The organism is Sarcina ventriculi (assembly GCF_900456775.1).
Classification (GTDB): domain Bacteria; phylum Bacillota; class Clostridia; order Clostridiales; family Clostridiaceae; genus Sarcina; species Sarcina ventriculi.
In genome coordinates, this window is sequence record NZ_UAUL01000008.1 from 1 (window position 1) to 13,593 (window position 13,593).

Sequence of the window (13,593 nt, forward strand, 5' to 3'; positions counted from 1 at the left end):
GATAGTTTAACTATTCACGGAATGTCCATAAAAAGAGCATCAAGGCTTTATGAAAATCTTGTTCTTAAGAAGAGTTTAAAAATCGAGAATCAAGAGAATTTAAATATTATGTATGACATGAGTAAATCTTTATCAAAGGATTTAAATATGGAGCCATATTATATGTATAGACAAAAAAATATGGTTGGCAATATGGAAAATGTGGGTTTTTCAGTTTTAGGAAAAGAATCTGTATATAATATACAGATGATAGAAGATAGTCAAACTATAATAGCAATAGGTGCTGATGCTGTTTCAAAGGTTGTTTATCTAACTGAAGGAAAAAATCGTATAGAGAGATTTGCAAATATTAAAGATGTTAAAGAATATATAAGTAGAATAGATGATATGGTTAAAGGTAAAATAGACCTACTAAATACTTTATATAAATAAAACTTAGGAGGTAGTTTTTATGGCTATTCAAGGGCAAAAAGGTACAAAGGATATGCTACCAAGTGAAGCTTATAAATGGAATTATATAGCGGATAAATTAAGAAAGATATCAGAAGAATATGGGATTCGTGAAATAAGAACACCTATGTTTGAGGCAACAGAACTTTTTGAAAGAGGTGTTGGAGAGACTACTGATGTTGTTCAAAAAGAAATGTATACTTTTGAAGATAAAGGTGGAAGAAGTATAACACTAAAACCAGAAGGAACCGCACCAGCTGTTAGAGCTTTTATAGAACATAGTCTGTATGCTGATGCACAGCCTACAAAAATGTTTTATTTTACAGATTGTTTTAGATATGAAAAAATGCAAAAAGGAAGACTTAGACAATTTCATCAGTATGGTATTGAAGTTTTTGGATCTCAAGAAGCTTCAATAGATGCCGAAATTATATCTTTGGTTATGAGGTCATTAGATGAGTTTGGAATAAAGGGTATATCACTTAATATAAATAGTTTAGGTTGTCCAAGTTGTAGAGCAAAATATAATGAAGCATTAAAGGAATATTTAAAATCAAATTACGATGATTTATGTGAAACTTGCAAAACTAGATTTGAAAAGAATCCTATGAGGATTATAGATTGCAAAGAAAAAAAATGCAAGGAAATAGTTAAAAATGCCCCAATTATTCTAGACTTTATTTGTGATGAATGCAAAGAGCATTTTGAAAAATTAAAGAATTATTTGACTGCTATGGGAATTGAATATAATGTTGACCCTCAAATAGTTAGGGGATTAGATTATTATAGTAAAACTGTTTTTGAAGTTATAAAAGATGGCTTAACAATATGTGGTGGTGGAAGATACGACTACTTAGTTGAAGAAATAGGTGGACCCAAAACTCCTGCTATGGGATTTGGTTTAGGTTTAGAAAGACTTCTTTTAACTTTAGAAGAAGAAGGAATTAAAATAGAAGAGCCAAATAGATGTGATTTATTTATAGGTTCTATGGGAGATAATGCAAAGCTTAAAGCTATGAAACTTGCCTTTGATTTAAGAAAAGAAGGATTGAAAGTTGATATAGATCATTTAAGAAAGAGTGTAAAGGCACAAATGAAATATGCAAATAAAATAGGTGCAAGATTTACATTTGTAATTGGAGATTCTGAAATACAAGAAAATATGGTAAATGTTAAGAGAATGAGCGATGGAGAAAAATTCGAAGTTGCTTTAGATAATATAAAAAATATAGTAAATATATGTAGATAAAATAGGAGGAGTTAAAAATGGGTGAAGCTTTAAATGGACTAAAGCGTAGCATTATGTGTGGTGAAGCTAGAGAAAGTCATATAGGACAAAAAGTAACTGTAATGGGTTGGGTTCAAAGAAATAGAAATCTTGGAGGACTTCAATTCTTAGATTTAAGAGATAGAGAAGGAATACTTCAAATAGTTTTTAAAGATACTTTAAGCGAAGAAATATTAGCTAAAGCTAAGCAAATAAGACCAGAATATTGTATAGCAGTAACTGGAGAAATAGCTAAAAGAGAATCAATAAACAATAATATACCAACTGGTATAGTGGAACTTATTGCAGAAGGTGTTAAAATTTTATCTGAGTCAGAAACTCCACCAATATACATAAAGGAAGACTTAGATGCGGCAGAAAGTATAAGATTAAAATATAGATATTTAGATTTAAGAAGACCAGATATGCAAAAAATATTTGCAATAAGAAGTAAAACTACTAAGGCTATTAGAGATTATTTAGAAGAAAATAATTTCTTAGATATTGAAACACCAGTGCTTGGAAAATCAACTCCAGAAGGTGCTAGGGATTATTTAGTGCCATCAAGAAATTTTCAAGGTAAATTTTATGCACTTCCACAATCTCCACAATTATATAAGCAATTATTAATGATGTCTGGTTTTGATAGATATTATCAAATTGCTAAATGTTTTAGAGATGAGGATTTAAGAGCTAACAGACAACCAGAATTTACTCAAGTAGATATGGAGTTAAGCTTTGTTGAGGAAGATGATATTATGGCTCTTAATGAAGGATTAATTGCTTATGTATTTAAAAAAGTTGCAGGAGTAGATGTTAAACTTCCTATAAAGAGAATGAAATTTAAAGATGCCATGGAGAAGTATGGTAGTGATAAACCAGATTTAAGATTTGGAATGGAAATAACAAATATAACTCAAGATGTTAAGGATATGGATTTTGTAGTATTTAAATCTGCAATTGAAAACGGAGGAAGTGTTAGAGCTTTATGCTTAGAAAATGGAGCTTCACTTGGTAGAAAACAACTTGATAAATTGGGTGAATTTGTTAAAACTTATAAGGCTAAAGGTCTTGCATGGATGCAATTAAAACCAGAAGGAATGAAATCTTCAATAGCTAAATTTTTAACTGATGATGTTACAAATGCAATAATTAATACAATGAATGCTAAGACAGGAGATGCTATTTTAATAGTAGCTGATAAAGATTCAGTAGTATTACCAAGTCTTGGAGCATTAAGATTACATTTGGCTAAAGAGTATGATTTAATTAAAGATAAAAGTGAGTTTAATTTTACATGGGTTACAGAGTTCCCATTTTTTGAATATAGTGAAGAAGAAGAGAGATTTAAAGCTTGTCACCACCCATTTACAGCACCTATGGATGAAGATTTAGAATTTGTAGAATCTGATCCAGCTAGAGTAAGAGCTAAGGCTTATGATTTAGTTTTAAATGGTGAAGAATTAGGTGGAGGTTCAATTAGAATCCATGATACAGCTATTCAAGAAAGAATGCTTAAAGCATTAGGATTTACTAAGGAAAGAGCTTGGGAGTCATTTGGTTTCTTATTACAAGCATTAACATTTGGTGCACCACCACATGGAGGATTAGCATTTGGTTTAGACAGAATGGTAATGTTCCTTGCAGGAACTGAAAATATAAAAGATGTTATAGCATTCCCTAAAAACCAAAATGCATTCTGTTATTTAACTGAGGCTCCAAATGTAGTTGAGGAAAAACAATTAGATGAACTTGGAATTAAAGTTTCAGTAAGTGAAGAAAAGACAGTAGAAGAATAATAAAAAGACCAAGATTTAATTAATCTTGGTCTTTTTCTATAGAAATATCATTGTTATCAATAACAGCACTGTTTCTAGTTGTTATTATAATTTCATCTAATTTATCATTTAGATTTATAGTTGAGTTATTTGATGTGTTTTTTCTAGAGCGTAATATAAGTCTAGTAACAGAAGATATAAATATAACTCCAAGGGCTAATGAGCCAGCTGATAAAAGTGTAGATGAGGCTTTAGCCCAAGTAGCAGCAGCATCTCCATGAATTGCTTCATACATAGTGTAATACATGCCACCTCCTGGTACTAGTGGAATAAGAGCACATATTACAATTGTAGTTACAGGAGTTTTTAATATCCTAGCGCAAATTTCTGAATAGGTGCTAAAAACTAGTGCTGATACAAACATTGATGCAACAACAGAAAATCCAAGAAGAATTCCTCCTTCATACATAAACCAACTAATTCCACCACCAATACCTGCAAATATAAGATTTTTACCCTTTATGTTAAAAAGTATACCAAATCCCATAGTTGCTAAAAATGATGCAATAACTTCTAAAATAAATCTAATAATCATAAAGAACCTCCTAGAGCAATCCATAAGCTTAAAACAATACCAGTTCCAACTGCTATAGATATGGCAACGAAAAATGCTTCTGCGGCCCTTGTAAGCCCTGAAACTAAATCACCAGCTATAGTATCACGAATAGCATTTGTTATAGCAAGTCCAGGAACCAAAAGCATAATACCTCCAATTATTAATGTATCTAGGTTAGAACCAAAGCCAAGAGAATTAAATATAAGCGATATAAAGGCAGCGATAGCACCACCAATACAATTTATAAAAAAACCATCTATGTTAAGTTGAGCTGCTTTTTCTGTAAATAATTTTATAGCGATACCAACAAAAAAAGCTGCAATAGCATCTGTTATGTTTCCTTTAAATAAAAATGCAAAGCAACCAGCACCAACAGCTGAAGATAAAATAGTTGTGGTAAATGAATATCTTTTAATATTTTGTATTTCATTTAATTTTTCTTGTACCTCGCTAAGCGTAAAGTTATTTTTAGTTATTTGTCTAGAAAGATCATTTACAAGATGTATTTTTTGTAAGTCGATTGTTCTAGTCTTAACCCTTTTTACAAGGGTTGTAGTATATGAATTTTCATCACTTACAGATACCATAATTCCAGTTGGGGTTACAAAACTTTCAGCAAACTGAATTCCAAAGGCTGCACAGAATCTACATATGGTATCTTCAACTCTATAGGTTTCGCCACCACTTTCAAGTATTATTTGTCCAGCAAATGTAGCAACATGTAGTATTTTATTGATTTCCATTTTAACACCTCTATAAAGCCAAGAATAATAAATGTATTATAACATAGTATATATCTTTATTATAGAATAAATATAAAAATTTACATAATTATATAAAAAATAAAGGAATAATAAGATGTTATCAATAATACTATTAAGAAAATATTATGAATAAATTTATTAAATAATATGATTTTTGTTGTAATTATAGAAAAATAAATTTGAGGGGTGATTTTGTGGATTTTTCAAATGTGCAAAGAACAGATAATTTAATAAGTGAACTTATAAATAAGGAATTAAAAAGGCAACAGCAAAGTATTGAGCTTATAGCATCAGAAAATTTTACAAGTAAAGCCGTAATGGAGGCTATGGGATCATATTTAACTAACAAATATGCTGAAGGGTATCCCAATAAAAGATATTATGGAGGGTGTTCTGTTGTTGATGAAATAGAAAATATTGCTATAGAAAGAGCGAAAAAACTTTTTAATGCAGAGCATGTAAATGTACAACCTCATTCAGGATCACAGGCTAATATGGCTGTATATTTTTCAGTTTTAAAGCCAGGTGATGTAGTTTTAGGAATGGATTTAAGTAATGGTGGACATTTAACACATGGATCATCAGTAAATTTTTCAGGTAAAATATTTAATTTTGTATCTTATAAAGTTAATAAATATACAGAGGAAATTGATTATGAAGAGGTAAAGAAATTAGCATTGAAACATAGGCCTAAAATGATAGTAGCAGGAGCTAGTGCATACTCAAGAAGTATAGATTTTGAGAAATTTTCAAGCATTGCTAAGGAAATAGGTGCTTATTTAATGGTAGATATGGCTCATATTGCTGGACTTGTAGCGACAAATTTTCACAAATCTCCAGTGCCTTATGCTGATTTTGTAACTTCTACAACTCATAAAACATTAAGAGGACCAAGAGGTGGGCTTATATTGTGTAAAAAAGAATATGCAAAAGTAATAGATAAGAACATATTTCCAGGGATTCAAGGAGGCCCACTTATGCATATAATAGCAGGTAAAGCTGTGTGTTTTAAGGAAGCATTAGAGCCTGAGTTTAAGCAATATATAAATCAGGTTGTGTTAAATGCTAAAATTTTGGCTAAATCATTACAAGATTATGGATTTAAGTTGGTTTCTAATGGAACAGATAATCATTTAATATTAGTTGATTTAAATAATAAAAATATAACCGGAAAAGAAGCTGAAAATATTTTAGATAGCATAGGTATAACGGTAAATAAAAATACGGTGCCTAATGAAACTAAAAGTCCATTTATAACTAGTGGAATAAGAATAGGAACTCCTACTGTTACAACTAGAGGTTTTAAGGAAGATGATATGAGAGAAATTGCAAGCATAATAAATGATACTATAGAAAATAGAGGGAGAAATTTAAGTCAAATACAGGGTAGAGTTAATACTCTTTGCGAAAAATACCCACTTTATTAGTTAAAAAAATATTGCTTTTAGAAGAAATGAAGTAATTTTCTAAAGGCAATATTATTTTTGATAACATTAAGTCTTTAATTAAATATATTTTATTTAATGTACATATTTATAGTGTATAAATAATTTAAAAGGAATAATTTATGAAAGTTATAGATTTTCATTGTGATACAGCTTATGTTTTACTAAAAAATAAAGATAAGTCTTTAAGAGATAGTGATTTAAAAGTTAATGTAAATAGCTTAAAAAAAGGAAATTCCATTGCTCAGTTTTTTGCTTTATTTATGGATGCTAAAGAGAATAAAGATAATTTTAAAACTTGCGTTAATATGCTTAATAACTTAAAAAATGAATTTAATAAAAATAAAAATGAAATAAGCCTATGTAAAAGTTATGGTGATTATAAAAATAATAAAATGAATGGTAAAATAAGTGCTTTTTTAACTATAGAAGGAGGGGAAGCTATAGGAAATAATTTAGATAATATTAATTATTTTAAGGATTTAGGAGTATCTCTTATAACTCTTACATGGAACTATGAAAATAATATAGGATATCCTAATTGCAATGATTATTATAAAACTAGAGGTCTTAAAAAATTTGGTATAGAGGCTATTGAGAGAATGAATGATTTAGGGATTATAGTTGATGTATCGCACTTGTCAGACGGTGGATTCTTAGATGTTTTAAGATATTGTAAAAAACCATTTGTAGCATCACATTCAAATTCAAGGTATATAACAAATCATAATAGAAATCTAACAGATCCGATGATTAAATCATTAAGTAATAAAGGGGGAGTGATAGGAATAAATTTTTGTAATTCTTTTTTGGGAGATAGTAAAATTGCTAAAATAGATGATATGATAAAGCATATAGAGCATATAAAAAGAATAGGAGGGATTGATTGTATTTCTCTTGGAACAGATTTTGATGGAATTGAAAATGAAGTTGAAATAAAAAATATAGGAGAAATAGAAAAGCTTTATAATGAATTAAAGATAAGTGGATTTACTTATAATGAAATAGAAAAAATATTTTATAAAAATGCAGAAAGAATAATTAAGGATATTCTTTAAGTATTAGGAGGACATATGAACAAACTATCAGGAAAAGTAGCATATATAACAGGGGCATCAAAGGGGATTGGAGAAGCCATAGCTATAGAACTTGGAAAACTAGGTGCAAGTGTTATTGTTGGATTTAATAATGATTTAGAGGGAGCTAAAAGAGTAGTCAATAGCATAAAAGAAAATAACGGATATGCAGTAGCTTTAAAGGGAGACATTTCAAAAAGTAATGATATTTTAGATATTAAAGATTTTATAGAAAAAAAATTTGGGAAATTAGATATACTTGTGAATAATGCAGGGATATCTAATTTAGGATTATTTATGGATTACTCTCTAGACGATATTGATAATCTTATAAATGTAAACTTGACAGGAACTATGAAGCTAACAAACGCTTTATTTGATTTAATAAGAGAAGGAAAAAATCAGAGCATAATAAATATTTCTTCAATATGGGGAAATGTTGGTGCATCTTGTGAGGTTTTATATTCTGCGTCAAAAGGAGGAATAAATTTGTTTACTAAGGCTTTAGCAAAGGAAGTTGCTTCTTTAGGAATAAGGGTAAATGCAGTGGCTCCAGGGGTTATAAATACAAAAATGAACTCTTGGTTAAAAGATGAGGAAAAAAAGGATTTAGAAGATGAAATTCCATTGAATAGATTTGGAGAAACATCTGAAATCTCAAAGGTTGTAGCATTTTTATGTTCTGATGATTCTAGTTATTTAACAGGACAAATTATAACAGTAGATGGTGGTATGCTTTAAAGATATAGTTATAAAAATTAATATATTTTCTAATGTAAAATGCTGATTTTAAAAAAGTTTAAAAATTCAATTCTTGTTTAAAATCAGCCATACATTAGATGATAAAATAAATTAAATAGTCATTAATTTTGCTGTTCTAGCGTCTTTTGTAATGTGAAATAAAATTTAACTCCATTTTTAGTATTTGTAACTCCAAAGTTGCTTTTATGGAGAGTTAGTATATTTTTTACAATAGATAATCCGAGACCAAAGCTTTTGTTTGTTCTATTTCTAGATGAATCAATTCTATAAAATTGAGTCCATATTTGAGAAAGTTCATTTTCATTTATATGAGCTCCTGTGTTTTCGATAGAAAAATTCACAACAGAATCTTTCTCATAAATATCAACAATTATTTTATTTTCAGGTGGTGAATATTTTATTGCATTAGTAACAAAGTTTGATATAACCTGTTCTATCTTAAATTCATCACCAATAACTAGATAATTTGAGTTTATATTTGTTATGACTTCTAAATTATTGTTGTTTATATCAACAGAATTTTTAATCAATATTTTTTGGGTTAGTTTGCTAAGAGAAAAAGATGACAACATAATATCTGTTTTCCCATTTTCAAGTTTAGACAGTTCCAACATATCCATAACTAATTTATCCATTTTTTTTGCTTCATCTATTATTATATCAAGATAAACATCACGAGATTCATCATCAGCTATACCATCTTTAATGCCTTCTGCGTATCCTGAAATTATTCCAATAGGAGTTTTAAGTTCATGTGATACACCAGCTATAAAATCTTTTCTAAGGTTTTCAAGGCGTCTTTCCTTTTCAACTTCTTCCTTGAGTTTAGCATTTTTTATTTTCAAATCTTCTAATGCATTATAAAGATTTTGTGATAAGAAATTTAAAGTTTTTGCAAGGCTACCAATTTCATCGTCACGTTCTACAGTACATTTTTCAGAAAAATCCAAGGCACTTAATTTTTTTGCTGTTTTATTTATACTAATTAAAGGCTTTGATATAAGGTCTGAATATATATAAGATAGTATAAGCCCAAGAGCAATAACAACAATTCCTATATATTTATAAAAATCCTGTATAACTTGAGTTGCTTCAGTGATATTTTGAAAAGAAGTAACTGCAATAACTATATAAGTCTTATTATTAGAGCTTGTAAAAGGCGCCATACAAACTATATATTTTGAGTTAGTGTTTGAACTGGCTAAAACTGTTGTGAAAACTTCACTAGAGTTTAAGATACTTTTTTCATAATATGGATCATTATATAGTTGATTAAATATTTTATTTAACGTTACAGTTATTTCTGAATCAGAGTTTGTTGGATTTGCTATATATTTAACCGTACCGTCAGTTGAATATATAGCGATTTTTGAATTGTTTTGAAACTCAAAGTTATTTAATGCAGTATATAAAGCTGAAGGATCATTTATATCATTTGAATAATATGAAACAAAGGTTTTAACGCTATTTGCTAAATTTGTGCTTTTACTATTTAAATAAAATTTTTGAAAAAACATTATTTGAAATAGCATTGTAAAAATTACAATAAATAATATGGTTCCAAAACTTATTAGAAAAAGTCTTTTAGAAATACTCTTTTTCATAGTTTTTCTCATACTTATTTCACCTCAAACTTATAGCCACTTCCTCTAACTGTTGCGATATAATTTGATTTATCTAATAGTTTTTCACGAAGTCTTTTAATATTAGTATCCACAGTTCTTATATCCCCATAATAATCAAATCCCCAAACATTGTCTAAAATTTTATCACGTGAAAGGGCAATTCCTTCATTAGAAGTTAAATATATAAGAAGATCATATTCTTTTGGAGATAAATAAATTTCATTATTATTTATAGTTACTTCGTGAGATGATTTGTTTATTTTAAGTCCATTATATTCTGAAATATTCAAATCTTTAGGTGTATTAGCTCTCTTTAGTAATGCTTTAACCTTAGCTACAAGAACCTTAGCGCTAAAAGGTTTAGTTATGTAATCATCAGCACCTATTTCATAACCAAATAATTTATCCTCTTCTTGGCTTTTAGCAGTTAAAAGTATTACAGGTACGTTAGAAACTTTTCTTATAGCCTTGCAAACATTAAAACCATCTAATTTTGGCATCATAACATCCAAAACAATTAAATTTACATTATTTTGAGAAAATATATTTAAGGCTTCTTCTCCATCTGATGCTTCAAGGACAGTAAAACCATCTTTTTTTAGATAATCTCTAAGTAGAAATCTAAGTCTTACTTCATCTTCAACAATTAATATAGTATCATTCATAGTAGTACACCTCTAAAATCTTATTATTGCTTTTATTGCAACTATTATTATACAATGAAAATTAGAATTTATATAATATTTTAGGAGTGTTTTAATGAATAAATTAAAATTAGATAAAAATATCGCTCAATTACCAAATGGTATGACAGTGGTTACCATAAAAAAAGACACTATGTTAGTTGCTATAAATGTTGCTGTAAAAATTGGTTCTTTGTATGAAAAGGATGCAGAGAGGGGAATGTGTCACTTTATAGAACACATGATGTTTAAAGGAACTAAAGAAAGAAGTAATGAGGTTTTAAATGAAGAGTTAGAGTCTTTAGGAGGAGAATATAATGCGTATACTGATTATACATCTACAGTATATTCAATAAATTGTATAAATGATGAGATAGAAAATGCTATGAAACTTTTAGGAGATATGCTGATTAATTCAACTTTTCCAGAGGATGAGATAGAAAAGGAAAAGGGTGTAGTGGTTGCTGAAATTAAGTCAAGTAAGGATGATGTAGAGGAGTTTAGCCTAAATAAAACTAATGAAATAGGCTTTTCTAAATCACCTTTAAGATATGATGTAGCTGGTCTTGAAAAAACAGTAGAAAAATTTACGAAAAATAGTATAATAGAGTTTTATAATAAGTATTATACTCCAGATAATTCTGTTGTGGTTGTTGTAAGTTCTTTAGAACATAACAAAATGTTAGATATAATTTCAGATAATTTTGGAATATGGGAAGGTAAATGTCATAAGAAGATAGAAATTGTAAAAGAAAAAAATAAGCCTATAACAAGTATAACCCATAAAAAGCATATAGAACAAAGTACGATAACTTATCTTTATTCATTAGTAGATATAACAAAAGAAGATGAATTACCACTTAAAATATTAAGTCATAAATTAGGAGATAGTGATAATTCAGTGCTGTTTAGAGAGCTTCGTGAAAAAAGAGGATTTGCATATGATGTGTACAGTTATTTAGATATAGGACATGATGTAAATATAATGAATATATTTGCAGCAGTATCTAAAGAAGATTTAAAGGAGAGTCAAGATATAATAGATACATCAATATCAAATATAAAAAATGAAATTATAGATTTTGATAATAAATCTTTAGCAATAATCAAAAAGATTCATAGAACTGCTGTTATATCAACGCTTGAAGATTATAGCGACTTATGTAGCTATGCTTTAAATCAAATTTTAGAGGGGGAAGATTTAAAAGATTTAGAAAAAAGTATAGAAGAGTTGGATAAAATAACTAAAGATGATATATATAGAGTTTGCAGAAAGTATTTAAATAATCCAACAATTCACATATTAAAATCTGAAAGGTAAATTTTATGGGTAAGATTACAAAAATTGAAGTTCAAAATAAGAATAAAGAAAGAGTAAATATTTATATAGATTATAATTTTTCATTTGCCTGTGATATTGAGTTTATATATAAATTAGGAATTAAGGTAAATGATTTTTTAGATAAAAGTGATATAGATGAAGTTTTAAAAGATGATGAGTTAAAAAAATGTAAAAATTCAGCTCTTAAAATAATTGAGAAATCATATAAAAGTAAGAAGGAGATGAGAGAAAAGCTATTAGCAAAAGGATTTACAAATGATATAATAAATAGTGTTTTAAACTTTTTAGAAGAATATAAATTTATAGACGATACGAAATATGCTACTTTATATATAAAAGATAAAATTAAAAATCAAGGAAGAAATAAAATTAAATATTCTTTAATTAAAAAGGGATTAAGTGAAGATATTATAGAGGAAAATTTAGAGTGTATTGATAAGGAATATGAAAAAGAACAAGCATTAAGTATTGCTATAAAAAGATATGAGATATTAAAAAAAGAGAAGATGATAAATATAAATTATCTCAAAAACTTTTTAGATTCTTAGCTACAAAGGGGTATGATTTTGAGTGTTGTAGTGAAATTGTAAAAAAAGTTGTTAAAAGACAAGATATTTGGGAGTAGGTATATGGAAATAGTTATATTTATATTATCTGTTATTTTGTTTATATTTGTTTTAGCAGTAGAGTATAAAAAAAGATTTAACATAACAAGAATAAGAGGTAGCATTATAGAAGCACTTAATTATTTTTGCATATTTTTATCATTAATAGTTTCTTACATTATAATGAGTAATCTTAAAGAGATTGGTCAATTTATAACTTTATCTTTAGTTAGTTTAACAAGTTTAGTTAATGATTATATTTATTTTCCTTTAATATTTGCGATGATAATATTTTTCTTAATAGCATTTGCGGTTTATATTGTATTAAGGGTAATCTTAGCTTGTTTAGTTAGATTTGTAATAGGGCCAAGCTTAAATAAAATTCATCATTCACAAGAGAGAAGAACAGAAAAGTCTAAGCAAAGATTAGGCATGCTTTTAAACATTCCTAGAGCTTTATTTTATGCGTGTTTATTTTTTGTTATATTAAATGTTGTTGTGCATGTTGCATAAAAAATATGAATAAAATATATTAATTTTTATAAAGGCTGTTTTTAAATTTTATATTTTAAACAGCCTTTTAATTATTGCTTTTTAATTTTAGTTGCAATGAGCTTTATTGCTCTTTCACAGTCGGTGTCTAAATTATCTAGAGCCCAAGCTAAGTTAAAGTATCTAAGAGCTTTTATGTCATCTTTAAGCATAGAGTAGCAATAGGCTATATTAAAAAAGTATTTAGAATCTTTATGGAGTTCTAATGCTTTTTTAATCATATCGATAGCCTTTTGATAATTTTTAAGTTTTATGTAGCAAACACCAGAATTATAAAAAGCATGGTATTCACAATCTTTATTTTCAATAGCTTTTTTATAATAAGATAAAGCCTCTTTGTAATTTTCATTATTATAAAATTCATTTCCTTTTGAAAAGTAGTTCATCATATAATCCTCCAAGTTAAGCATTATATTAAAATTATTATCACTTTTACATATAATATTCATATAAATATTGTTGAAATTAACAAGTATTTTAATATAGTTTAAAAATGTAAATTGATTATAGCTATCTTGACAATGAAAATATAATATTATAATATAAACTGTAAACAATACAGAATAAACTGTGATAAAGAGAAGTAGAAATAGGAAGAGTTTTAAGAGAGAAAAACCCATAGGCTGTA

Annotated in this window: 14 protein-coding genes, 1 pseudogene and 1 other annotated feature (1 of these 16 only partly in view); of the genes and pseudogenes, 10 read left to right on the forward strand and 5 right to left on the reverse strand. The window is 27.7% G+C overall.

The window, feature by feature from the left end; all coding sequences use genetic code 11:
* The 3 genes and pseudogenes from DR020_RS06645 to aspS all read left to right on the forward strand — a co-directional run.
* Positions 1 to 432, forward strand: a pseudogene (locus tag DR020_RS06645) (coproporphyrinogen dehydrogenase HemZ); the annotation flags it as partial.
* Positions 433 to 451: 19 nt separating this feature from the next.
* Positions 452 to 1,699: a histidine--tRNA ligase gene (hisS, locus tag DR020_RS06650; RefSeq protein WP_112365561.1), complete on the forward strand. Its 1,248-nt coding sequence runs from the start codon at positions 452 to 454 to the stop codon at positions 1,697 to 1,699.
* Positions 1,700 to 1,716: 17 nt separating this feature from the next.
* Positions 1,717 to 3,516, forward strand: a complete 1,800-nt coding sequence (gene aspS, locus DR020_RS06655; protein ID WP_112365562.1) for an aspartate--tRNA ligase — start codon at positions 1,717 to 1,719, stop codon at positions 3,514 to 3,516.
* 19 nt (positions 3,517 to 3,535) lie between these two features.
* On the opposite strand, the gene DR020_RS06660 is transcribed toward aspS, so the two are convergent.
* Together DR020_RS06660 and DR020_RS06665 are read right to left on the reverse strand one after the other, a co-directional pair.
* A complete protein-coding gene (locus DR020_RS06660; protein WP_058992170.1) occupies positions 3,536 to 4,090 on the reverse strand; it encodes a threonine/serine exporter family protein in 555 nt (184 codons plus the stop codon).
* The gene (locus tag DR020_RS06665; RefSeq protein WP_058992168.1) at positions 4,087 to 4,854 is read right to left on the reverse strand and encodes a threonine/serine exporter family protein; all 768 of its coding nucleotides are present in this window, start codon (positions 4,852 to 4,854) and stop codon (positions 4,087 to 4,089) included. Before DR020_RS06665 ends, DR020_RS06660 begins: the two co-directional genes overlap by 4 nt.
* 215 nt (positions 4,855 to 5,069) lie before the next feature.
* Here DR020_RS06665 and glyA point away from each other — a divergent pair, with 215 nt between their 5' ends.
* The 3 genes from glyA (at position 5,070) to ymfI (ending at position 8,137) form a co-directional block, all read left to right on the forward strand.
* Complete coding sequence (glyA, locus tag DR020_RS06670) at positions 5,070 to 6,302, forward strand: serine hydroxymethyltransferase (RefSeq protein ID WP_112365563.1); 1,233 nt, start codon at positions 5,070 to 5,072, stop codon at positions 6,300 to 6,302.
* Positions 6,303 to 6,442: 140 nt separating this feature from the next.
* On the forward strand, positions 6,443 to 7,378 hold the full coding sequence (locus DR020_RS06675) for a dipeptidase (protein WP_055259222.1): 936 nt from the start codon (positions 6,443 to 6,445) through the stop codon (positions 7,376 to 7,378).
* 15 nt (positions 7,379 to 7,393) lie between these two features.
* Positions 7,394 to 8,137, forward strand: a complete 744-nt coding sequence (gene ymfI, locus DR020_RS06680; protein ID WP_112365564.1) for an elongation factor P 5-aminopentanone reductase — start codon at positions 7,394 to 7,396, stop codon at positions 8,135 to 8,137.
* A gap of 122 nt (positions 8,138 to 8,259) precedes the next feature.
* Here the strand turns inward: ymfI and DR020_RS06685 are convergent, their stop codons facing one another.
* Positions 8,260 to 9,774 carry a sensor histidine kinase gene (locus DR020_RS06685; RefSeq protein ID WP_235804581.1) on the reverse strand — a complete coding sequence of 505 codons (1,515 nt, stop codon included), beginning with the start codon at positions 9,772 to 9,774 and terminating at the stop codon, positions 8,260 to 8,262.
* Positions 9,775 to 9,776: 2 nt separating this feature from the next.
* Entirely contained in the window at positions 9,777 to 10,448 is a 672-nt protein-coding gene (locus DR020_RS06690; protein WP_055259219.1) for a response regulator transcription factor, read from the reverse strand.
* A 94-nt stretch (positions 10,449 to 10,542) separates the two neighbouring features.
* On the opposite strand from DR020_RS06690, the gene DR020_RS06695 reads away from it, so the two are divergent.
* From DR020_RS06695 to DR020_RS06705, 4 genes are read left to right on the forward strand one after another with little or no spacing between them, the layout of a single operon-like run.
* Entirely contained in the window at positions 10,543 to 11,787 is a 1,245-nt protein-coding gene (locus DR020_RS06695; protein ID WP_055259217.1) for a M16 family metallopeptidase, read from the forward strand.
* Positions 11,788 to 11,792: 5 nt separating this feature from the next.
* Entirely contained in the window at positions 11,793 to 12,356 is a 564-nt protein-coding gene (recX, locus tag DR020_RS06700; protein ID WP_265327742.1) for a recombination regulator RecX, read from the forward strand.
* Complete coding sequence (locus DR020_RS12735; RefSeq protein WP_265327743.1) at positions 12,299 to 12,433, forward strand: RecX family transcriptional regulator; 135 nt, start codon at positions 12,299 to 12,301, stop codon at positions 12,431 to 12,433. Before recX ends, DR020_RS12735 begins: the two co-directional genes overlap by 58 nt.
* Before the next feature lie 4 nt (positions 12,434 to 12,437).
* The gene (locus tag DR020_RS06705) at positions 12,438 to 12,926 is read left to right on the forward strand and encodes a hypothetical protein (RefSeq protein ID WP_055259213.1); all 489 of its coding nucleotides are present in this window, start codon (positions 12,438 to 12,440) and stop codon (positions 12,924 to 12,926) included.
* A 71-nt stretch (positions 12,927 to 12,997) separates the two neighbouring features.
* On the opposite strand, the gene DR020_RS06710 is transcribed toward DR020_RS06705, so the two are convergent.
* Positions 12,998 to 13,351 (reverse strand): tetratricopeptide repeat protein, encoded by a 354-nt coding sequence (locus DR020_RS06710; protein WP_055259211.1) that lies wholly within the window; start codon positions 13,349 to 13,351, stop codon positions 12,998 to 13,000.
* Positions 13,352 to 13,526: 175 nt separating this feature from the next.
* Positions 13,527 to 13,593 (forward strand) — a binding site (T-box leader) (it continues 158 nt past the right edge of the window).

Bases quoted from the DNA above. Each gene is read 5' to 3' on its own strand.
- hisS (WP_112365561.1), top strand. From the start codon at position 452: ATGGCTATTCAAGGGCAAAAAGGTACAAAGGATATGCTACCAAGTGAA.
- aspS (WP_112365562.1), top strand. From the start codon at position 1,717: ATGGGTGAAGCTTTAAATGGACTAAAGCGTAGCATTATGTGTGGTGAA.
- DR020_RS06660 (WP_058992170.1), bottom strand. From the start codon at position 4,090: ATGATTATTAGATTTATTTTAGAAGTTATTGCATCATTTTTAGCAACT.
- DR020_RS06665 (WP_058992168.1), bottom strand. From the start codon at position 4,854: ATGGAAATCAATAAAATACTACATGTTGCTACATTTGCTGGACAAATA.
- DR020_RS06675 (WP_055259222.1), top strand. From the start codon at position 6,443: ATGAAAGTTATAGATTTTCATTGTGATACAGCTTATGTTTTACTAAAA.
- ymfI (WP_112365564.1), top strand. From the start codon at position 7,394: ATGAACAAACTATCAGGAAAAGTAGCATATATAACAGGGGCATCAAAG.
- DR020_RS06685 (WP_235804581.1), bottom strand. From the start codon at position 9,774: ATGAGAAAAACTATGAAAAAGAGTATTTCTAAAAGACTTTTTCTAATA.
- DR020_RS06690 (WP_055259219.1), bottom strand. From the start codon at position 10,448: ATGAATGATACTATATTAATTGTTGAAGATGAAGTAAGACTTAGATTT.
- DR020_RS06695 (WP_055259217.1), top strand. From the start codon at position 10,543: ATGAATAAATTAAAATTAGATAAAAATATCGCTCAATTACCAAATGGT.
- recX (WP_265327742.1), top strand. From the start codon at position 11,793: ATGGGTAAGATTACAAAAATTGAAGTTCAAAATAAGAATAAAGAAAGA.
- DR020_RS06705 (WP_055259213.1), top strand. From the start codon at position 12,438: ATGGAAATAGTTATATTTATATTATCTGTTATTTTGTTTATATTTGTT.
- DR020_RS06710 (WP_055259211.1), bottom strand. From the start codon at position 13,351: ATGAACTACTTTTCAAAAGGAAATGAATTTTATAATAATGAAAATTAC.